The 21112-nt window shown below is 45.8% G+C and carries 24 protein-coding genes; all 24 read left to right on the top strand.

Annotated features, from left to right (window positions below):
* The 24 genes from fliM (at position 1) to G9F48_RS03925 (ending at position 21057) form a co-directional block, all read left to right on the top strand.
* Entirely contained in the window at positions 1-999 is a 999-nt protein-coding gene (gene fliM / locus G9F48_RS03810; RefSeq protein WP_003154240.1) for a flagellar motor switch protein FliM, read from the top strand.
* Positions 989-2125, top strand: coding sequence for a flagellar motor switch phosphatase FliY (fliY, locus tag G9F48_RS03815; protein WP_165409046.1), 1137 nt, complete (start codon positions 989-991; stop codon positions 2123-2125). The genes fliM and fliY overlap by 11 nt, the downstream gene beginning before the upstream one ends.
* 26 nt (positions 2126-2151) lie before the next feature.
* A complete protein-coding gene (gene cheY, locus G9F48_RS03820; RefSeq protein ID WP_003154238.1) occupies positions 2152-2514 on the top strand; it encodes a chemotaxis protein CheY in 363 nt (120 codons plus the stop codon).
* Between the two features lie 14 nt (positions 2515-2528).
* Complete coding sequence (fliZ, locus tag G9F48_RS03825; RefSeq protein ID WP_165409047.1) at positions 2529-3182, top strand: flagella biosynthesis regulatory protein FliZ; 654 nt, start codon at positions 2529-2531, stop codon at positions 3180-3182.
* A complete protein-coding gene (gene fliP, locus G9F48_RS03830; RefSeq protein WP_007409786.1) occupies positions 3175-3840 on the top strand; it encodes a flagellar type III secretion system pore protein FliP in 666 nt (221 codons plus the stop codon). The genes fliZ and fliP overlap by 8 nt, the downstream gene beginning before the upstream one ends.
* Before the next feature lie 14 nt (positions 3841-3854).
* Positions 3855-4124, top strand: a complete 270-nt coding sequence (gene fliQ, locus G9F48_RS03835; protein WP_003154234.1) for a flagellar biosynthesis protein FliQ — start codon at positions 3855-3857, stop codon at positions 4122-4124.
* A gap of 6 nt (positions 4125-4130) precedes the next feature.
* Entirely contained in the window at positions 4131-4910 is a 780-nt protein-coding gene (gene fliR / locus G9F48_RS03840; protein ID WP_003154233.1) for a flagellar biosynthetic protein FliR, read from the top strand.
* Positions 4910-5989 carry a flagellar biosynthesis protein FlhB gene (flhB, locus tag G9F48_RS03845; RefSeq protein ID WP_007409787.1) on the top strand — a complete coding sequence of 360 codons (1080 nt, stop codon included), beginning with the start codon at positions 4910-4912 and terminating at the stop codon, positions 5987-5989. The genes fliR and flhB overlap by 1 nt, the downstream gene beginning before the upstream one ends.
* A 33-nt stretch (positions 5990-6022) precedes the next feature.
* Positions 6023-8056 carry a flagellar biosynthesis protein FlhA gene (gene flhA, locus G9F48_RS03850; protein WP_003154231.1) on the top strand — a complete coding sequence of 678 codons (2034 nt, stop codon included), beginning with the start codon at positions 6023-6025 and terminating at the stop codon, positions 8054-8056.
* The gene (gene flhF / locus G9F48_RS03855) at positions 8056-9147 is read left to right on the top strand and encodes a flagellar biosynthesis protein FlhF (protein ID WP_065180270.1); all 1092 of its coding nucleotides are present in this window, start codon (positions 8056-8058) and stop codon (positions 9145-9147) included. Before flhA ends, flhF begins: the two co-directional genes overlap by 1 nt.
* Positions 9144-10037 carry a MinD/ParA family protein gene (locus G9F48_RS03860; protein WP_020955825.1) on the top strand — a complete coding sequence of 298 codons (894 nt, stop codon included), beginning with the start codon at positions 9144-9146 and terminating at the stop codon, positions 10035-10037. The genes flhF and G9F48_RS03860 overlap by 4 nt, the downstream gene beginning before the upstream one ends.
* Positions 10034-11101 (top strand): protein-glutamate methylesterase/protein-glutamine glutaminase, encoded by a 1068-nt coding sequence (locus tag G9F48_RS03865; protein WP_156735040.1) that lies wholly within the window; start codon positions 10034-10036, stop codon positions 11099-11101. Before G9F48_RS03860 ends, G9F48_RS03865 begins: the two co-directional genes overlap by 4 nt.
* 5 nt (positions 11102-11106) lie before the next feature.
* Positions 11107-13125 carry a chemotaxis protein CheA gene (gene cheA / locus G9F48_RS03870; protein ID WP_156735039.1) on the top strand — a complete coding sequence of 673 codons (2019 nt, stop codon included), beginning with the start codon at positions 11107-11109 and terminating at the stop codon, positions 13123-13125.
* A gap of 22 nt (positions 13126-13147) precedes the next feature.
* The gene (gene cheW / locus G9F48_RS03875; protein ID WP_032874920.1) at positions 13148-13621 is read left to right on the top strand and encodes a chemotaxis protein CheW; all 474 of its coding nucleotides are present in this window, start codon (positions 13148-13150) and stop codon (positions 13619-13621) included.
* A 15-nt stretch (positions 13622-13636) separates the two neighbouring features.
* The gene (gene cheC / locus G9F48_RS03880; protein WP_014417781.1) at positions 13637-14266 is read left to right on the top strand and encodes a CheY-P phosphatase CheC; all 630 of its coding nucleotides are present in this window, start codon (positions 13637-13639) and stop codon (positions 14264-14266) included.
* Positions 14263-14763 carry a chemoreceptor glutamine deamidase CheD gene (gene cheD, locus G9F48_RS03885; protein ID WP_003154219.1) on the top strand — a complete coding sequence of 167 codons (501 nt, stop codon included), beginning with the start codon at positions 14263-14265 and terminating at the stop codon, positions 14761-14763. The genes cheC and cheD overlap by 4 nt, the downstream gene beginning before the upstream one ends.
* A 26-nt stretch (positions 14764-14789) precedes the next feature.
* Entirely contained in the window at positions 14790-15554 is a 765-nt protein-coding gene (gene sigD, locus G9F48_RS03890) for an RNA polymerase sigma-28 factor SigD (protein WP_003154217.1), read from the top strand.
* A gap of 27 nt (positions 15555-15581) precedes the next feature.
* Positions 15582-16055 carry a DUF6115 domain-containing protein gene (locus G9F48_RS03895; protein WP_156735037.1) on the top strand — a complete coding sequence of 158 codons (474 nt, stop codon included), beginning with the start codon at positions 15582-15584 and terminating at the stop codon, positions 16053-16055.
* 143 nt (positions 16056-16198) lie between these two features.
* Entirely contained in the window at positions 16199-16939 is a 741-nt protein-coding gene (rpsB, locus tag G9F48_RS03900) for a 30S ribosomal protein S2 (RefSeq protein ID WP_003154215.1), read from the top strand.
* A gap of 99 nt (positions 16940-17038) precedes the next feature.
* Entirely contained in the window at positions 17039-17920 is an 882-nt protein-coding gene (gene tsf, locus G9F48_RS03905) for a translation elongation factor Ts (RefSeq protein ID WP_003154214.1), read from the top strand.
* A 145-nt stretch (positions 17921-18065) separates the two neighbouring features.
* Positions 18066-18788 carry a UMP kinase gene (gene pyrH, locus G9F48_RS03910; protein WP_003154213.1) on the top strand — a complete coding sequence of 241 codons (723 nt, stop codon included), beginning with the start codon at positions 18066-18068 and terminating at the stop codon, positions 18786-18788.
* 2 nt (positions 18789-18790) lie between these two features.
* Positions 18791-19348 (top strand): ribosome recycling factor, encoded by a 558-nt coding sequence (gene frr, locus G9F48_RS03915; protein WP_003154212.1) that lies wholly within the window; start codon positions 18791-18793, stop codon positions 19346-19348.
* 125 nt (positions 19349-19473) lie between these two features.
* Positions 19474-20256, top strand: coding sequence for an isoprenyl transferase (locus G9F48_RS03920; protein WP_003154211.1), 783 nt, complete (start codon positions 19474-19476; stop codon positions 20254-20256).
* A 3-nt stretch (positions 20257-20259) separates the two neighbouring features.
* Positions 20260-21057 (top strand): phosphatidate cytidylyltransferase, encoded by a 798-nt coding sequence (locus tag G9F48_RS03925; RefSeq protein ID WP_007409796.1) that lies wholly within the window; start codon positions 20260-20262, stop codon positions 21055-21057.
* The last annotated feature ends 55 nt before the right edge of the window (positions 21058-21112 follow it).

Below are 21112 nucleotides of genomic sequence, written 5' to 3' on the forward strand. Positions count from 1 at the left end.
ATGTCAGGAGAAGTTCTCTCCCAAAATGAAATAGACGCACTGCTTTCCGCCATTTCCACGGGTGAGGCGGATGCGGAAGAGCTGAAAAAGGAAGTTAAAGAGAAAAAAGTAAAGGTATATGATTTTAAACGGGCTCTCAGATTCTCGAAAGATCAGATACGCAGTTTAACCCGGATACATGATAACTTTGCGAGGCTTCTCACAACACACTTTTCCGCCAAGCTCAGAACGTATATTCATATATCCGTCAGCTCAGTTGACCAGGTGCCGTATGAAGAATTTATCCGTTCCATACCGAACATGACGATTTTAAATTTATTCGATGTTCATCCGATGGAAGGCAGAATTATGATGGAGGTTAATCCCACCATCGCATACGCAATGCTGGACCGCGTCATGGGAGGCATCGGCATCACTCATAACAAAGCTGACAGCCTTACGGAAATTGAAACGAATATTATTTCTAACTTATTTGAAAATGCACTGGGCAACTACAAAGAAGCTTGGCAATCGATTGCTGATATTGACCCTGAAATGACTGAATTTGAAGTGAATCCTCAGTTTGTACAGATGGTTTCCCCAAATGAAACAGTCGTTGTCATTTCTCTCAATACACAGATAGGTGAAATCAGCGGTGTCATTAATCTTTGTATTCCCCATGTCGTACTTGAGCCGATTATCCCTAAGCTTTCCGTACATTATTGGATGCAATCAGACCGGAATGAAGCGAAGCCCGAAGAAACGAAGCTGCTTGAAAAGCGCATCATGACGGCTCAAATTCCCGTTGTGGCTCTCTTGGGCGCTTCTGAACTGACAATAGAAGAATTTTTAAGTTTGGAAGTCGGGGACTGTATAACTCTGGACAAATCAGTGACTGATCCTCTTACTGTATTGGTCGGAAACAAACCGAAGTTTTTAGGGCAGGCCGGCCGGGTGAATCGAAGACAGGCAGTGCAAATTTTAGATCACGACATAAGAGGTGAACAAGATGAACAATAGATTATCTCAAGATGAAATCGATGCTCTTCTTAACGGCACAAGCAGTCAGTCAGAGGATACAGAACAGCCTCAAGGGGCGAACTTGTCTGAACTTGAGCGCGATGCGATCGGAGAAATCGGGAATATTTCGTTCGGCAGCTCGGCTACGGCGCTGTCCACTCTTTTAAATCAAAAAGTGGACATTACGACGCCGAGTGTGACCGTCATTTCAAAAAGCAAAATCAGTGATGAATTTCCTCATCCGTATGTTGCCATTGAAGTGAACTACACAGAAGGCTTTGACGGCAGCAATTTGCTCGTCGTCGAACAAAGCGACGCGGCCATCATCGCGGATTTGATGATCGGCGGAGACGGCCGGGGCGCCGATCCGTCACTCGGTGAAATCCACCTGAGCGCCGTGCAGGAAGCAATGAATCAAATGATGGGCTCGGCTGCTACGTCAATGTCGACCGTATTCAGTAAAAAGATTGACATTTCTCCGCCAAGGGTTGAACTTCTGGATGTGACGGAAGAAAAAGGGACCGACAGAATACCTGAGGATGACCTGCTCGTAAAAGTGTCATTCCGTCTGAAAGTCGGTGAATTAATCGATTCGAGCATCATGCAGCTTTATCCGATTACGTTTGCGAAAGATCTGATCGCAGAACTGATGACTGCAGACCAGCATGAGTCAGAGGCCGCAGAAACCGTCTCAGAACCACAGGAAACATACGAAACGCCGGAGCCGGAACCTGCCATGCAGCCGGAGCCGCAGGCAAAACCCGAGCTTCCGAAGAGACAGGGAACCGCAAAAAAAGCTGCACCTGTTCAAGTCGCTCCGGTAGAATTCCAGGCGTTTGATCATAACGAAGCGGCGCAAGGATCAAGGAATAACCTTGATATGCTGATGGATATTCCGCTTTCCGTTACGGTTGAGCTCGGCAGAACGAAGAGAAGCGTCAAAGAAATCCTTGAACTTTCTGCGGGAAGCATTATTGAGCTTGACAAGCTGGCTGGTGAACCTGTTGACATCCTGGTCAACCAGCGGATCGTGGCAAAGGGCGAGGTCGTTGTCATAGAAGAAAACTTCGGCGTGAGAGTCACTGATATTTTAAGTCAGGCAGACCGCCTTAACAATTTAAAATAAGCGAACATAGAGGAGAGAAACAGATTATGGCACACAGAATTTTAATTGTAGACGATGCAGCATTTATGAGAATGATGATCAAGGATATTTTAGTGAAGAACGGTTTTGACGTTGTAGCTGAAGCTTCAGACGGAGCGCAGGCAGTCGAAAAATTCAAAGAGCATTCCCCCGACCTAGTGACAATGGATATTACAATGCCTGAAATGGACGGGATTACAGCTCTAAAGGAAATTAAACAGATCGATCCGCAGGCGAAAATCATCATGTGTTCGGCTATGGGCCAGCAGTCAATGGTTATTGACGCCATTCAAGCCGGCGCAAAAGACTTTATCGTGAAACCATTCCAAGCGGACCGCGTGCTTGAAGCCATTAATAAAACATTAAGCTAAAGGGTGTACGACTGTTGAAAAAGAGTCATGGTTTACTAGCTTTGATTTGTTGTTTCGTTTTACTCAATGTACATCCGTTCCCTGCTTTTGCGGCGGAGTCTGACAATTCCACCGTCAACGAATGGTTTGACAAACAATCAACAAACAAAACAGAGAAAAAAAGCGATACATCGAAACAAACGGCTGATCAAGAGATAGGGGATGCTTCTGCATCTTCTGTCTCCGCTTTTGATTTTGTAAAGATGATCGGGGCGTTAATTTTCGTCATTCTGCTGATCTATGGATTTGTCAAACTGATGAATAGAAGAAACCGTCTGCTGAAGCCGTTTCAATATGTAGAAAATATCGGCGGAACGTCAGTCGGCCAAAATCGTTCCGTGCAGCTGATTAAAGTGGGAAACAGCGTTCTCGTAGTCGGTGTGGGCGAAACGATACAGCTTTTAAAAGAAATTGAAGATGAAAAAGAGCGCGAGGCGATTCTGAGCCAATACGAAGAGTCGATGTCTTCAAAAGTGGAATGGACCAAGCTCGTAAATCCGCGTAAGGATGGAGAAAAAAAGCCGCAAACGATGCTTCCGTCGTTTTCAAAAGCGCTGAAAGAACAGCTGAACGAGCTGAAACAAAGCCGTTCTGAAGGAAAGAAGAAAGGCCCTTATCATCATGAATGAATTCATTAATCTTTTTAATTCAAGCAGTCCGACCGAAGTCAGCTCCACTGTTAAATTACTGCTGCTTTTGACTGTCTTTTCAGTAGCGCCGGGGATTCTGATTTTGATGACCTGCTTTACGAGAATCGTCATCGTTCTGTCTTTTGTGAGAACCTCACTGGCGACGCAGAACATGCCTCCGAACCAGGTTTTAATCGGCCTTGCGCTGTTCTTGACGTTTTTTATTATGGCGCCGACTTTTTCAGAGATTAATAAGGAAGCCTTAACGCCGCTGATGGACAACAAAATCAGTCTCGATGAAGCATATACAAAAGCCGAGAAGCCGATTAAAGAGTATATGAGCAAGCATACAAGGCAGAAGGATCTGGCGCTGTTTATGAACTATGCCAAAATGAAAAAACCTGAATCGATTCAGGATATTCCTTTGACGACGATGGTGCCCGCTTATGCGATATCAGAACTCAAAACCGCTTTTCAAATGGGCTTTATGATTTTTATTCCGTTTTTAATTATCGATATGGTCGTGGCGAGCGTCTTAATGTCAATGGGAATGATGATGCTTCCGCCGGTTATGATCTCTCTGCCCTTTAAAATATTGCTTTTCGTTTTGGTCGATGGATGGTATTTAATCGTGAAATCTTTGCTTGACAGCTTTTAGGGTAGGTGCTAATTGTGAGTTCAGAATTTGTAATTTCCATGGCGGAAAAAGCCGTATATGTAACACTAATGATCAGCGGGCCGCTGCTTGCGATCGCGCTGATCGTCGGTTTGCTCGTCAGTATCTTTCAAGCGACAACTCAAATCCAGGAACAGACGCTAGCGTTCATTCCGAAAATCGTGGCGGTGATGCTTGGACTGATCTTTTTCGGTCCTTGGATGCTGTCGACGATTCTTTCGTTCACAACTGATCTGTTCTCTCATCTGAACCGATTTGCAGGGTAGAATCAAATGAATTCCATCATTGATTTATTTCCCGCTTTTTTATTGGTCTTTATCAGAATCTCTGCTTTTTTTGTAACGGTGCCGGTGTTCGGACATCGGAATCTGCCGGCGGTTCACCGGATCGGCTTTGCTTTTTTTCTTTCGGTGATCTGCTTCAGCACGCTGAAACATGCGCCGGAAATAGAAATAGGGGAACAGTATATGCTGCTTGTCATAAAAGAGGCCGTTGTGGGCTTGAGCCTCGGGCTGATTGCTTTCATGATGATGACAGCCATTCAGATAGCGGGTTCCTTTATTGATTTTCAGATGGGCTTTTCCATCGCCAATGTTATTGATCCGCAATCAGGAACGCAAAGCCCGCTGATCGGACAATTCGTTTATACGCTGGCGCTGTTATTTATGCTCAGCGTAAACGCCCATTATCTTTTATTGGACGGGATTTATTACAGCTTTCAGTATATTCCGCTTGATCAGGCATTTCCGTCGTTTGGAAATGATCACTTTGGACTTTTTATCGCAAAAAGCTTCAATGCCATGTTCATTATCGCTTTTCAAATGTCTGCGCCGGTTGTGGCCAGTCTGTTTTTAGTTGATTTGGCGCTCGGTATTGTGGCGAGAACGGTGCCGCAGCTGAATGTTTTCGTTGTCGGGCTTCCTCTGAAAATAGCCGTGAGCTTTATTATGCTGATCGTTTGTATGGCGGTGATGTTTGTCGTCGTCCGCAACATCTTCAGCCTTACCGTTGAAACCATGCGGAATCTATTGGCATTGGTCGGTGTGACATGATGAGACTCAGACTGAATCTGCAATTCTTTGCCGGTGAAAAAACGGAGAAAGCCACTCCGAAAAAACGGAAGGATACAAGAAAGAAAGGACAGGTCGCGAAAAGTACGGATGTGAATACAGCCGTTTCTTTACTGATTATCTTTCTTTCGCTGATCGCGCTCGGTCCTTATATGCGGGACAGGCTGCTGTCCTTTATTAAAACGTTTTATACGAAATCGATATCATTACATCTGTCAGCATCTGCCGTGCATGAACTGTTCGTGGATACGGTAAAAGATATCAGCCTCATTCTCGCGCCGATAATGCTGGTCGCGCTTGTGGCAGGTGTCGTGAGCAATTACATGCAGGTGGGTTTTCTGTTTTCTGCGGAAGTCCTCAAGCCTGACTTGAATAAGCTCAGCCCGCTGAAAGGATTTAAGCGGATTTACAGCATGAGGGCGATTGTTGAACTGGTCAAATCCATTTTGAAGATTACTGTGGTCGGTTTTGCCGCCTTTATGGTGCTCTGGCTGCATTATGGCGATATTCTCCGCCTTCCGCTTTTAACGCCTGCGGAAGTGCTCACTTTCGTTTCTAAGCTCACGCTTTGGATGGGGCTTGCGGGATCAGGGGCTTTAATGCTGCTGGCCGGGCTTGATTACTTATATCAGCGTTTTGACTATGAGAAAAATATCAGAATGTCAAAGCAGGATATAAAAGATGAATACAAAAAATCGGAGGGTGATCCGATTATCAAGTCTAAAATTAAGCAGAAGCAGCGGGAAATGGCGATGAGGCGGATGATGCAGGAAGTGCCGAAAGCGGATGTCATCATTACCAACCCGACCCATTATGCGATTGCTTTAAAATATGATGAAAAGAAAATGGACGCCCCTTACATTGTTGCCAAAGGGGTCGACCATCTCGCATTAAAAATCAGGCAGATCGCCAAAGAACACGATGTCATGACGATTGAAAACAGGCCGCTCGCGCGTGCGTTATATGATCAGGTTGACATTGACCAGGCTGTGCCGGAAGAGTTTTTCAAAGTCATTGCGGAAATTTTGGCTTATGTATATAAAACGAAACAAAAAGTATAGTGAATTTCAGATTCAAAAGGAGAGAAAAACAGCATGTCAACAAGAGATTTATCGGTTTTAATAAGTGTTGTCCTCATTGTGGCAATGCTGGTGATTCCATTCCCTCCATGGTTGTTAAGTATTTTGATCATCATTAATATCTCTCTTGCGTTGATCGTGCTTCTCACCACAATGAATATGCAAGAACCGCTGCAATTCTCGATATTCCCGTCATTGCTGCTGTTATTGACGCTGTTTCGGCTTGCGCTCAATGTGTCGACGACACGTTCGATTCTTTCTCACGGAGAAGGGGGAAAGGTTGTTGAGACATTCGGGAATTTCGTTGTCGGCGGAAATGTGCTGGTAGGGCTTGTTGTCTTCATTATCTTGATTATTATTCAGTTTATCGTCATTACAAAAGGCGCCGAGCGGGTATCGGAAGTGGCGGCGAGATTTACGCTCGATGCGATGCCCGGAAAGCAAATGAGTATTGACGCGGATTTAAATGCCGGCATGATTACGGAGCAGGATGCAAAGCACAGACGTGAAAAAGTCGCCCGGGAAGCGGATTTTTACGGCGCCATGGACGGTGCGAGCAAATTCGTCAAAGGGGATGCCATCGCGGGGATCATCATCGTGATGATCAATATTATTTTCGGAATCGTAATCGGCATGCTGCAGCAGGGGATGAGCATACAAGAAGCTGCGTCTCACTTTACAATGCTGACGGTCGGTGACGGTATCGTTTCTCAAATGCCGGCCTTGCTCATTTCAACGGCTACGGGGATTGTCGTGACGAGAGCGGCATCTGAAGGAAACCTCGGTCACGATATTACAGGCCAGCTGTTTGCTTATCCGAAGCTCTTGTATGTAGCCGCGGGAACTGTACTTTTGCTCGGTCTTCTTACACCGATCGGCATTCTGCTGACGGGGCCGATCGCCGGTCTGCTTGCATTCGGCGCTTATATGCTGTCCAAAGCGGATAAGCCGAGCGAAGAAGAGGAAGAAATTCTTGAAGAAGAGGCTCAGGCGGATGAACTGAAAAGCCCGGAAAGCGTTGTGCAGCTTTTACATATTGATCCGATTGAATTTGAGTTCGGATACGGACTCGTGCCGCTTGCAGACGCGGGGCAGGGCGGTGATCTTCTTGACCGCATCGTCATGATCAGACGTCAGCTTGCGCTTGAATTGGGACTTGTCATTCCGGTTGTGCGCATCAGGGATAATATCGCACTCCAGCCGAATGAATACAGATTGAAAATTAAAGGCAATGAAGTCGCTAAAGGAGAGCTCCTGCTAGATCATTACTTAGCGATGTCACCGACGCCTGAAGATGACGTCATTGAAGGCATTGAAACGATTGAACCGTCGTTCGGACTTCCCGCAAAATGGATCAGCGAAGCTGCAAAAGATGAAGCGGACATGCTGGGGTATACAGTTGTTGATCCGGCGTCAGTCGTATCTACGCATATTACAGAAAAAATTAAGCAGCATGCTCATGAACTGGTCGGCAGACAGGAAACAAAGCAGCTGATCGATCATCTGAAGGAAAATTACCCTGTGCTTGTTGAGGAAGTCACGCCAAACCCTCTTTCTGTCGGCGATATTCAAAAGGTGCTTGCCAAATTGCTGAGAGAAAAAGTTTCAATCAGAAACTTGGTGACCATTTTTGAAACTCTTGCCGATTACGGAAGATTAACGACAGATTCAGACCTTTTGACAGAATACGCGAGACAGTCGCTTGCCAAACAAATCACGGCACAATATGCGAGAGAGCATGAAACGCTGAAGGTCATCACATGCTCAGGCCGGGTGGAAAAAGCGATTGCAGACGGGGTACAGCAGACTGAACAGGGCAATTACCTGTCACTCGACCCTGAGGTTTCAGACAGCATCATCCGTTCTGTCGCTAAAGAGGCCGAGCAGCTTTCCATCCGTCAGGAGTCAGCGATTCTTCTTTGCTCGCCTGCTGTCAGAATGTATGTAAAACAGCTGTTAGAACGGTATTTCCCTGATCTTCCGGTTCTTTCTTATAATGAGCTGGAAGCAAATGTTGAAGTACAGAGCATTGGAGTGGTGGATATTTAATGAAAATAAAAAAATTCACAGCCGCTTCAATGCAGGATGCCGCGAAGCAAATCAAAAAGGAACTCGGCAATGATGCCGTTATTTTACATTCCAAACAAGTAAAGAAACGAAAATGGCTGGGGCTGCGGTCGCAGCAGGCCGTCGAAGTGATAGCGGTTTTAGATCGTGACGTCAGGGAAGCGAGAAAAACGCCGCCGGCTGCCGCTGGAGAAATGAAAAAGACGGAAACGGCGGAGAAAGCTGAGCCTGTTCAGCCGCCGCGTCTTCCGGATCAAAGTATTTCCGGCGAACTTGCGCATTTGAAAGAAGTGCTCCCTGAACCATTAAAAAAAGCCGAGAGACTATTGAAGCAAGCCGGGCTTCCTGATCATACGCAAAACGCCGTACTCAGTGAATTGCTCAGTTCTTCAATTGTTTCCGGAGATTTAACTGAAGATAATGTCAGCTCAAAACTGCAGGATTTGTTAGTGAAAAAACTCCCTTCGGCAGACAGGTGGCAGGAAGGGATTCAATCAAAATACGTCGTGCTTTTCGGTTCAACCGGGGCCGGCAAAACGACTACACTTGCGAAACTCGCGGCCTCATCAATGCTGACAGAGCATAAAAAAATTGCCTTTATGACGACGGATACTTACCGGATTGCCGCGGTCGAGCAGCTGAAGACATATGCGGAGCTGCTTCAGGCTCCTCTTGAAGTATGCTATTCAAAGGAAGAATGTCTGAAGGCACTGGAAAAATTCGCTGAATACGACCATGTTTTCATTGATACAGCCGGCAGAAACTTTAAAGAAGAGCAGTATATTACGGAATTACAAGAGATGATTCCGTTTGAATCAGGATTACAATCCTTTCTCGTATTATCGGCATCTGCAAAATATGAAGATATGAAACAGGTGCTGAAACAGTTTTCCGGTGTGCCGGTCAATCAATTCATTTTCACGAAAACGGATGAAACCGCCTCACTCGGCTCCGTGTTTCAAGTGCTGTCGGAATCAAGAATCGGCGCCGCCTATTTGACAAATGGACAGGATGTGCCTGAAGACATCCTATCGGCTTCACCAAAAGAGTTTGTAAGGATGCTTTTGGCATGAAACCCGATCAGGCAGAGTCATTAAGAAGGAAAATGAGAGAGCGGCAAATGATCAAGCCGGAGCTTTATGAGAAAAAAGCGAAGACATTAGCCGTCATCAGCGGTAAAGGCGGCGTCGGAAAATCTAATTTAACATTAAACATGGCAGTTGCCCTGCAGGAAAAAGGAAAAAAAGCACTCATCATTGATCTTGACATCGGAATGGGCAACATTGATGTGCTGATCGGCGCTGCTTCTTCCCGCACCATTATTGATGTGATGGAGAATCGGCACGCGTTGGCTCAATCACTTTCCTCCGGTCCGAAAGGCCTTCGCTACATATCCGGAGGAACGGGGCTTGAGGCGATCTATCAAGCAGACAGAGAGAAGTGGTCGGCTTTTATGAATGGTCTTTCCGCTGTATTAAGCGATTTTGATTACGTTCTGTTTGATATGGGAGCGGGACTTTCAAAAGAACAGCTGCCGTTTATTTTATCGGCGGAAGACATTCTCGCCGTGACAACGCCTGAGCCGACGGCCATTATGGATGCCTACAGCGCGATCAAACATCTATTGCTCGCGGATGAACGGCTGACCGTAAACATTGCCGTCAATCGCGCCCGTGCCCAAAAACAGGCGCTGGACACGTACAACCGCCTTTCTCATGCGATTCACACGTTTTTAGGCGCGGAGGTGCGTTTCGCCGGCTCCATACCCGATGATCCGCTAGTAAGTCAAGCCGTCATTGACCAGGTGCCTTTTTTAATAAAAAGTCCTCAAGCAAAAGCCAGCAGGTCCGTCCGTCTTCTGACGGATGTCTTGTTTCAAACGGAAGAAAACAAACCAAGAGAAGAGAAACCGGCATTTATTGAGAGATTATCTTCTTTTTTATTGAGGAGGACTTTACAGTGATTCGTGTGCTTGTCGTTGATGACTCAGCTTTTATGAGAAAGATGATTACCGATTTTCTGGCTGCGGAAGTGCAGATAGAAGTCATCGGGACAGCCAGAAACGGGGAAGAGGCGCTGAAGAAAATAGAGCTTCTCAAACCGGATGTTGTCACGCTTGATATTGAAATGCCGGTCATGAACGGAACGGATACATTACGGAAGATCATCAGCATATATAAACTTCCCGTCATCATGGTATCGAGCCAGACACAGCAAGGGAAGGACCGAACGATCAACTGCCTGGAAATGGGCGCTTTTGATTTTATCACCAAGCCTTCCGGATCGATTTCACTTGATCTTTATAAAATTAAAGAGCAGCTGATTGAGAGAGTGATTGCAGCCGGGCTGTCCCGCGCACAAAAACCTGAGGCGGCAGTGAAAGAGCCTTCTATCCCGGAACGTCCGGCTTTGGCGGGATTTGAAAGACCGAAAGCAAAATCCGCCAAGCAGGCCGTATTCATCGCGACCTCTACAGGCGGACCGCGTGCCCTGCAAAAGGTGATTCCGAAACTGCCGAAGGATTTAAAGGCGCCTGTATTTGTCGTTCAGCACATGCCTGAAGGCTTCACCGCTTCACTTGCAGACAGACTCAACCATTTGTCAGATATTCAGGTCAAAGAAGCGGAAAACGGTGAAGAAGCGAAAGACGGATGGGTGTACATCGCGCCCGGCGGAAAAAATATGACGGTTGCAGAGGAAGGCGGAAGGCTCTGCATCATTCTTGACGTTCATGATACGGAAAGCCGGCATAAACCGTCAGCCGATTATTTGTTTCGGTCGGCAAGCCGCTTATCCGATTACGAAAAGGTAGCCGTCATTATGACAGGCATGGGCAGCGACGGAACCGAAGGCGTAAAAGAAATGCTCAGAACAGGCGGCGTTAAAACGATTGCGGAATCGGACGAATCCTGTGTTGTGTTCGGAATGCCGAAGTCAGCGATAAAGGCGGGCCTCATTCATGAGATTAAACATGTGGAAGATATCGCGGCATCCATCACTGGATGTGTGAAAAAAGAGAGGGTGTGAATCAATTGGATATGAATCAATATTTAGATGTCTTTATTGATGAAAGTAAAGAGCACTTACAGACATGTAACGAAAAGCTGCTGCTGTTGGAAAAAGATCCGGCAGACCTTCAGCTTGTGCATGACATCTTCAGAGCTGCCCATACGCTGAAAGGCATGAGCGCAACGATGGGATATACAGATCTGGCGCATTTAACCCACCTGATGGAAAATGTGCTGGACGCCATCCGCAACGGAGAAATGCCCGTTACATCGGATTGGCTGGACGTGCTGTTTGAAGCGCTTGATCATCTTGAAGAGATGGTGCAGTCCATTATTGACGGAGGAGACGGCAAACGTGATATTTCTGAAGTAAGTGCGAAGCTCGACGTAAATGCGGTGCATGAGACTGCGGCTTCAGCCGAAACAGCAGAACCGCCGGCTTCAAAACAACAGACTTCAACTGAATGGAATTATGATGAGTTCGAACGGACTGTTATTGAAGAGGCGGAAGAGCAAGGATTCAGCCGCTATGAAATAACGGTTTCCCTGAATGAAAGCTGCATGCTCAAAGCCGTGCGCGTGTACATGATATTTGAAAAGCTGAATGAAGCCGGGGAAGTCGCAAAAACGATACCCGCCGCGGAAGTACTTGAGACGGAAGATTTCGGAACGGATTTTCAGGTGTGTTTCTTGACAAAGCAGCCTGCTGAAGAAATTAAAGAACTCATCAGCGGCATTTCAGAAGTGGAGAAAGTCGAAATTTCTGCCGGTGCGCCGTTAAAAACGGCCGAAAAACCGCAAACGGCTGAACCGGTGAAGGAAACTCCGGTTAAAAAGGCTGAAAAAACGCCGAAGCCGCAAGCGAAAACGGAAGAACAGCCGAAGCATCACAGCGGCTCGAAAACGATTCGTGTCAACATTGAAAGACTGGATTCTTCAATGAATCTTTTTGAAGAACTTGTCATTGACCGCGGACGTCTTGAGCAGATCGCCAAAGAGCTTGACCACAATGAGCTGACTGAAACCGTTGAACGCCTGACCAGAATTTCGGGCGACCTTCAGTCTATTATTCTTAATATGCGGATGGTGCCGGTAGAAACCGTCTTTAACCGTTTCCCGAGAATGATCCGCCAGCTTCAAAAGGAATTAAACAAGAAAATCGAATTGTCCATCATAGGAGCTGAAACGGAGCTGGACCGCACGGTGATTGATGAAATCGGCGATCCGCTTGTGCATTTAATCAGAAACAGCATCGATCACGGCATTGAATCGCCTGAAGTGCGGGTGAATAAAGGAAAACCGGAATCGGGTCATGTCGTGCTTAAGGCATATCACAGCGGCAATCATGTCTTTATTGAGGTTGAAGATGACGGGGCCGGCCTGAACAGAAAGAAAATTCTTGAAAAAGCGCTCGAGCGGAGTGTAATCACCGAACGTGATGCTGAAACGCTTGAAGATAATGAGATTTACGAGCTTATTTTTGCTCCTGGCTTCTCGACTGCCGATCAAATTTCTGACATTTCAGGTCGGGGCGTCGGTCTGGATGTCGTAAAAAATAAACTCGAATCACTCGGCGGCTCTGTCAGTGTCAAATCCGCGGAAGGCCAAGGTTCTCTTTTCAGTATCCAGCTTCCGCTGACACTTTCAATTATATCCGTTCTTCTCATTAAACTGGAAGAAGAGACGTTTGCGATACCGATTTCTTCTATTATAGAGACGGCTGTTATTGATAAGAAAGATATCCTGCAGACGCATGACAGAGAAGTGATTGATTTCAGAGGCCAAATCGTTCCGATCGTCTATCTGAAAAAAGAATTCGGCATTACGGATTCAAAACAGGATGCCGATCAGTTCCATGTAATCGTCGTGAAAAAGGGCGATAAATCCACTGCTTTTGTCGTGGACTCTTTTATCGGACAGCAGGAAGTCGTACTGAAATCACTCGGCGACTATTTGACGAACGTCTTTGCGATTTCCGGCGCTACGATTCTCGGAAACGGAGAAGTGGCGCTGATTATTGATTGCAATGCGCTGATCTACTAAAACGACACGAGGAGGTGCCCGCATGACTGCTGAAATCAAAACAGGTGAAAAAATGATTGTGTTTATGATAAACGGGAAAGAATACGCTATCTCAGTTTCCCAGGTGAAATCAATTGAAAAGTGGCAAAAACCGACGAGGATCCCGGGTGTGGAATCTTATATCCGCGGCGTTATCAATCTGCGCGGAGTGATTACCCCGGTTCTTGATTTAAGAAAACGTCTGAACCAGCCTGAACAGGACATCACAGAAGAGACACGGATTATCATCATTTCTTACCGTGACGCCGATGTCGGATGGGTCGTGGATGAGGCCAATGACGTCATCACCGTGCATGAAAATGAAATTGAATCCGCGCCTGAAAGCCAGACAAAGGAAACGGATGTGTGGATTAAACAGATCGTCAAGCAAGATAACAGGCTCCTCAATATTATCGATGCGCATGCGGTGCTGGATAAAGGTGCTTCGGCATCTGCGTCCGGAGAGCCGAATGCTTAAAGGGGAAAAGACAACATGAGTAAGTTTGAAGCGATCAAAGAAGAGCAGATGGATATTTTGCGGGAAGTCGGAAATATCGGGGCGGGTCACTCGGCTTCTGCCATGGCTCAGCTGCTGAACAGAAAGATAGACATGGAAGTGCCGTTTGCGACTTTATTGACATTTGATGAGCTCGCTGATTTTTTCGGCGGGGCTGAAACGCCGGTCGCCAGTATCTTTTTAAGAATGGAAGGCGACATGACCGGTTCTATCTTTCTCATCATGCCTTTTGATCAAGCGGAACAGTTTATCAGAGAGCTGATCGGAAATCCGGATTTTGATATTGACCAGTTGGGTGAAGATCATTTGAGTTCTTCTGCTTTACATGAGTTCGGCAATATTTTAGCAGGCTCCTATTTAACGGCATTGGCTGATTTGACAAAGCTTGAGATTTACCCGAGCGTGCCGGAAATCTCACTTGATATGTTCGGCGCGGTTATCAGTGAAGGACTGATGGAGCTCAGCCAAGTCGGAGAGCATGCCATTGTCGTGGATACTTCTATTTTTGACCAGGGCAGTCGGCAGGAGCTCAAAGCCCATATGTTTATGCTCCCGGACTATGATTCTTTTGAAAAGCTCTTCGTCTCATTGGGTGCGGCTTTATGAGCCGTGCGGAAGCCGCAGTCGTTAAAGTGGGGATTGCGGATGTTCAAGTCGCGCGTTACCCGGATAAAATCCGAACCTCGGGACTCGGTTCATGCGTGGGGCTGGTTTTATACGATAAAGACAAACAAACGGCAGGACTCGTTCACGTCATGCTGCCGGACTCCGGTTTATCAAAAACGGCGGAGCTCAACCGTGCAAAATACGCGGACACCGCCGTTAAGATGACAATTGATATGCTTTTGAAAGCCGGCTGCCGCAAGTTTGCCCTGAAGGCAAAACTCGCCGGGGGAGCGGAGATGTTTAAGTTTAAAATGACAAACGACCTGATGAAAATCGGTCCGAGGAATGTAGCGGCTATCAAAGAGCAGCTTTCATTGTATAACATTCCGGTCATCAGTGAAGATACGGGCGGCTCAAGCGGCCGGACGATTGAATTTGAGCCAAAATCCTGCATGCTGCACATTCGAACTGTTAAACAAGGTGAAACAACGATTTAATAAAGGTATGAGGTAGGGGGATAACAATGCAATCCTTGAATTATGAAGATCAGGTGCTTTGGTCGCGCTGGAAAGAGTGGAAAGATCCTAAAGCCGGTGATGATTTAATGCGCCGTTACATGCCGCTGGTCACATATCATGTCGGCAGAATTTCCGTCGGACTGCCGAAATCGGTGCATAAAGACGATCTAATGAGCCTTGGTATGCTTGGTTTATATGATGCCCTGGAAAAATTTGACCCCGGCCGGGATTTAAAATTTGATACCTATGCCTCGTTTAGAATTCGCGGTGCAATCATCGACGGGCTGCGTAAAGAAGATTGGCTGCCCAGAACTTCACGGGAGAAGACAAAAAAAGTCGAAGCGGCAATCGAAAAACTTGAACAGCGCTACCTTCGGAATGTGACGCCTTCAGAGATCGCAGAAGAGCTGGGGATGACGGAGCAGGACGTAGTATCAACGATGAATGAAGGTTTTTTTGCCAATCTCTTATCAATTGATGAAAAGCTTCACGACCAGGATGACGGTGAGAATATTCAAGTGATGATCAGAGATGACAAAAATGTGCCGCCGGAAGAAAAAATCATGAAGGATGAGCTGATCGCTCAGCTTGCGGGCAAAATTCACGAGCTCTCTGAAAAAGAGCAGCTTGTCGTCAGTTTATTCTATAAAGAAGAACTGACTTTGACCGAAATCGGACAAGTCCTGAACCTTTCGACGTCGCGGATTTCACAGATTCATTCAAAGGCGCTGTTTAAATTAAAGCACCTGCTTGAAAAAGTAATTCAATAATGAACTCATGGTTAGCGAGTGAAAAACATGTCAACACTATTATGGCTTTTAAGCTTTGTGCTTCACGGCGTACTGCTTTATGCCGTCATTATTTTGTACACGAGGTTTTCAGCCCTCAAGGAGACGGAGCGCCAGCAGAAGAAGATTCTTGAAGAGACGGAAAACACCCTTGCAGCGTTTCTGCTTGAGCTGAAAGAAGAAAATGAAAGACTCGAAGACACAAAAAGCCGGAATGATCAAGCGCCTGACGCAGAAGACGCCGAACCCCGGCCGGAACCGAAAAAAGAGCCTGATATTCCGGACCACATGGAAAAGCTCATCAGTGCAACGGAACGGGCTGAAAGTGATGAAAACAGCGGCGCGCATTCGTTTGAAGAACGTGTTTCAGAATTATATGAACAAGGGCTCACCCCCGCGGAAATCGCCAAACGGATGCAGAGCGGAAAGACAGAAATCGAGCTGTTTTTAAAATTTCGCGGCAAAGCTGTAAAGGATTCTTGATTGTCGCATAAAGCTGTGTTATATTATGTCTTGGTGTTAAATACACACGCTTAACGATTTATGCAGAGGGTGCTGCAAACGGCAGTTCTGCACAAAAATGACCTAAGCGGAGGAAAAAAACCATTTTATTAGGAGGAAATCACATGTCAGTTATTTCTATGAAACAATTGCTTGAAGCTGGTGTTCACTTCGGCCACCAAACACGCCGCTGGAACCCAAAAATGAAGCGTTACATTTTCACGGAGCGTAACGGAATCTACATCATTGACCTTCAAAAAACAGTGAAAAAAGTAGAGGAAGCTTACAACTTCACGAAAAACCTTGCTGCTGAAGGCGGAAAAATCCTTTTCGTCGGCACAAAAAAACAAGCTCAGGATTCTGTTAAAGAAGAAGCTGTACGCTCTGGCATGTACTATGTCAACCAACGCTGGTTGGGCGGTACACTGACAAACTTCGAAACAATCCAAAAACGCATTAAGCGTCTGAAAGACATCGAGAAAATGCAAGAAAACGGTACATTTGAAGTACTTCCGAAAAAAGAAGTTGTTCAATTGAAAAAAGAATTAGAGCGTCTTGAAAAATTCCTCGGCGGAATTAAAGACATGAAGGATCTTCCTGATGCATTATTCATCATCGATCCTCGCAAAGAGCGCATCGCTGTTGCGGAAGCTCGCAAATTGAACATTCCTATCATCGGAATCGTAGATACAAACTGTGATCCTGATGAAATTGATGTCGTAATCCCTGCAAACGATGACGCAATCCGCGCTGTCAAACTTCTTACTTCTAAAATGGCAGATGCTATTCTTGAAGCGAAGCAAGGCGAAGAAGAAGCGGAAGCTGCTGAAGAGACTGCACCTGAAACAGAAACGACAACTGCGTAACCTAATCAAAAGGTGATAAGAGGGACTGCCTTTTATCACCTTTTTTCAAGAAAAATGTATCTATACATATCTTGTTTACACATATAAGGAGGAATTCAAATGGCTATTACTGCACAGCAGGTAAAAGAACTGCGTCAAAAAACAGGCGCTGGTATGATGGACTGTAAAAAAGCATTGACTGAAACTGACGGAGATATGGACAAAGCAATCGACCTTCTGAGAGAAAAAGGAATTGCGAAAGCGGCTAAAAAAGCTGACCGTATCGCTGCTGAAGGTTCTACTCTTATTAAAACTGACGGCAACAAAGGCGTTATCTTAGAAGTAAACTCTGAAACTGATTTCGTTGCGAAAAACGAAGGCTTCAAAGAGCTTCTGAACACGCTTGCTGACCACCTTCTTGCAAACGCTCCTGCTGATCTTGAAGAAGCGATGGGCCAAAAGATGGAAAACGGTTCTACTGTTGAAGAATACATCACAAGCAACGTTGCTAAAATCGGAGAGAAAATCACTCTTCGCCGTTTTGCTGTTCTTACAAAAGAAGACAGCGAAGCGTTCGGTGCTTACCTTCACATGGGAGGCCGCATCGGCGTATTATCCGTTCTTAGCGGAACAACTGACGAAGATCTTGCAAAAGACATCGCGATGCATGTTGCAGCGGTAAATCCTCGTTATATTTCCCGCGACCAAGTGTCTGAAGAAGAAGCAAACCATGAGCGTCAGATCCTGACTCAACAAGCTCTTCAAGAAGGCAAACCGGAAAACATCGTAGCTAAAATGGTTGAAGGCCGTCTGAACAAATTCTTCGAAGAAATTTGCTTATTAGACCAAGCTTTCGTTAAAAACCCAGACGAAAAAGTGAAACAAGTTGTGGCTGCGAAAAACGCATCTGTTAAAACTTACGTCCGCTACGAAGTTGGAGAAGGTATTGAAAAACGCCAAGAAAACTTTGCTGAAGAAGTTATGAACCAAGTGAAAAAATAATGGCGGAAAGCCTTGGCGAATCTTTCGCGGCTTTTCAGGCAGTATAGGGGACACTACTTGTGTTCCCTATTTTTAAAACTATATTTACAAACCTTTTTTTCTCTTGCATAATAGGAAACGGCAATGTTTACACTTGGAGGTTATTATGGAAAAACCAAAATACAATCGTATCGTTTTAAAGCTTAGCGGAGAAGCATTGGCAGGAGAGCAGGGAAACGGCATTAATCCGACTGTTATCCAATCCATCGCTAAACAGGTAAAAGAAATCGCTGAGCTTGACGTCGAAGTGGCCGTAGTTGTAGGCGGCGGCAACTTATGGCGCGGAAAAACAGGCAGTGACTTAGGAATGGACCGTGCGACGGCCGATTATATGGGCATGCTTGCTACTGTCATGAACTCACTTGCCCTGCAGGACAGCCTGGAAACGCTCGGAATTCAGTCCAGAGTGCAGACATCAATTGAAATGCGTCAGGTCGCTGAGCCTTACATCAGAAGAAAAGCCATCCGCCACCTGGAGAAAAAACGCGTTGTGATTTTTGCCGCGGGAACAGGAAACCCTTATTTCTCTACGGACACAACCGCAGCGCTGCGTGCCGCTGAAATCGAAGCGGATGTGATTTTAATGGCGAAAAATAATGTCGACGGTGTGTATAATGCCGATCCGAGAAAAGATGAGTCAGCCGTTAAATACGAAAAATTATCTTATCTCGATGTGTTAAAAGACGGGCTGGAAGTCATGGATTCTACGGCTTCTTCACTATGTATGGATAATGATATTCCGCTGATCGTCTTTTCTATTATGGAAGAAGGAAATATTAAGCGTGCCGTAATCGGCGAATCAATCGGAACGATCGTAAGGGGGAAATAACGTTGTCAAACGAAGTATTAACACAAACAAAAGAACGCATGGAAAAAGCGGTTGCCGCTTATTCACGTGAATTGGCGTCAGTCCGCGCGGGACGTGCCAACCCATCTCTATTGGATAAAGTGACAGTAGAATACTACGGTGCCCAAACACCTTTAAACCAGCTGTCTTCCATCAATGTGCCTGAAGCGCGTATGCTTGTTGTCACACCGTATGACAAAACGGCAATCGGCGATATTGAAAAAGCGATCCTGAAAGCTGATCTTGGCGTAACTCCGACAAGTGACGGAACAATTATCCGCATCGCGATCCCGGCTCTGACGGAAGAAAGACGTAAAGAACTTGTCAAAGTCGTGAAAAAATACGCGGAAGAAGCGAAAGTAGCAGTCCGTAATGTCCGCCGTGACAGCAACGACGACCTCAAAAAACTTGAGAAAAACGGGGACATTACAGAAGACGAGCTTCGTGCTTCCAGTGAAGACGTTCAAAAGCTGACAGATGAATATGTGTCAAAAATTGACAGTGTCACGAAGGACAAAGAAAAAGAAATCATGGAAGTTTAATGAAAAACTATGTACAATAGATAATGTGAAAAGACCCTCTCATGTTTACAGGGGGTTTTTTTGTTAATACTGTTGATTACATTGATCATCAGCAACGCAACCTTTTTGGGTGACGGAGGAATCTCATGCTCAACATACTCAAAAATTGGAAGAATCAGCAGAATGCGGCTTCCAACTTAGAACGGTATACAAAAGAAGACATACTGAAGGGTGAAATTCCCGCACACATTGCCATTATTATGGACGGAAACGGACGCTGGGCGAAGAAGCGCTCACTCCCGCGGATTGCCGGACATCATGAAGGAATGAAAGTGGTAAAAAGGGTGACAAAGCTCGCAAATCAGCTCGGCGTTAAAGTTCTGACTCTTTATGCGTTTTCAACTGAGAATTGGAAGCGCCCGAAGATGGAAGTCGACTTTTTGATGAAGCTTCCGGAAGAGTTCCTGAATACGTATCTTCCTGAATTGATAGAGGAAAATGTACAGGTGAAAATTATCGGAGATGAATCCGCGCTCCCTTCTCATACGTACAGGGCGATTGAGAAGGCCGTAAAAGATACAGAACAAAATGACGGGCTGATTCTCAATTTCGCTTTGAACTACGGCGGACGCACGGAAATCGTCAATGCGGCAAAAGCACTGGCCGAACAGGTGAAAAGCGGCACGCTGAATATCGAAGACATTGATGAAGCGCTCTTTTCCGGGCATTTAATGACAGAATCAATCCAAGACCCGGAGCTGCTCATCAGAACGAGCGGAGAAATCAGACTGAGCAACTTTATGCTTTGGCAGGTGGCTTACAGTGAATTTGTTTTTACAGATGTCCTGTGGCCCGATTTTAAAGAAGATCACTTTCTGCAGGCAGTGGGAGAATTTCAGCAGCGGGGCCGGAGGTTTGGCGGAATTTAGAGGATGGTGGAAATGAAACAACGATTGTTAACAGGTGTTCTGGCAGCGGCACTATTTTTATTTTTGGTTATTTTCGGAGGATTGCCGTTCACCGTATTTGTTTACGTGATGGGAAGTATAGCACTTTTTGAGCTTTTGCGGATGAAAAAGCTCAGATTTTTTTCTTTTCCGGGTCTGATCAGCCTCTTGTTGTTATGGCTGTATATGATGCCGGACAAATATCATTTTTTCGATGCGAAAATGGAAGTAACGATTTTCGCCGTATTGATTCTGCTCAGCTATACGGTGCTCGTGAAAAACACCTTTACGTTTGACGAAGTCGGGTTTATCGTTCTCGCGACGGTATATATCGGACTGTGTTTTCATTATTTTATTGAAATCAGAAACATTGAAACAAACGGGCTTTTGTATATCTTTTATGCCTGCGTTGTCATATGGTCAACGGACTCAGGCGCATATTTCGTCGGAAAGTCGCTCGGGAAGCGGAAGCTGTGGCCCGAAATCAGTCCCAACAAAACGGTGGAAGGGTTTCTCGGCGGTATTGTCATCGCCCTTATTTTTACGGCTGTTTTTCAGCTGTTTGCGCACCTTCCGATTTCATACCCGGTTCTTTTGGTCATCACGCTTGTTCTGTCTGTGTTCGGACAGATCGGGGATTTGGTTGAATCAGCGCTTAAGCGGCACTATGATGTGAAGGATTCGGGGAAAATCCTTCCCGGGCACGGCGGCATTTTAGACCGATTTGACAGCTTTTTGTTTGTCATGCCGTTCTTATACTTTCTGCTTGCGCTTTTTTCATGAGAAAGGCTAATATGAAAATAAGACCGATCTGGACGCATAGAATGGGAGTGGCATT

It is taken from the genome of Bacillus sp. EKM420B, assembly GCF_011065565.1.
Lineage (GTDB): Bacteria > Bacillota > Bacilli > Bacillales > Bacillaceae > Bacillus > Bacillus velezensis.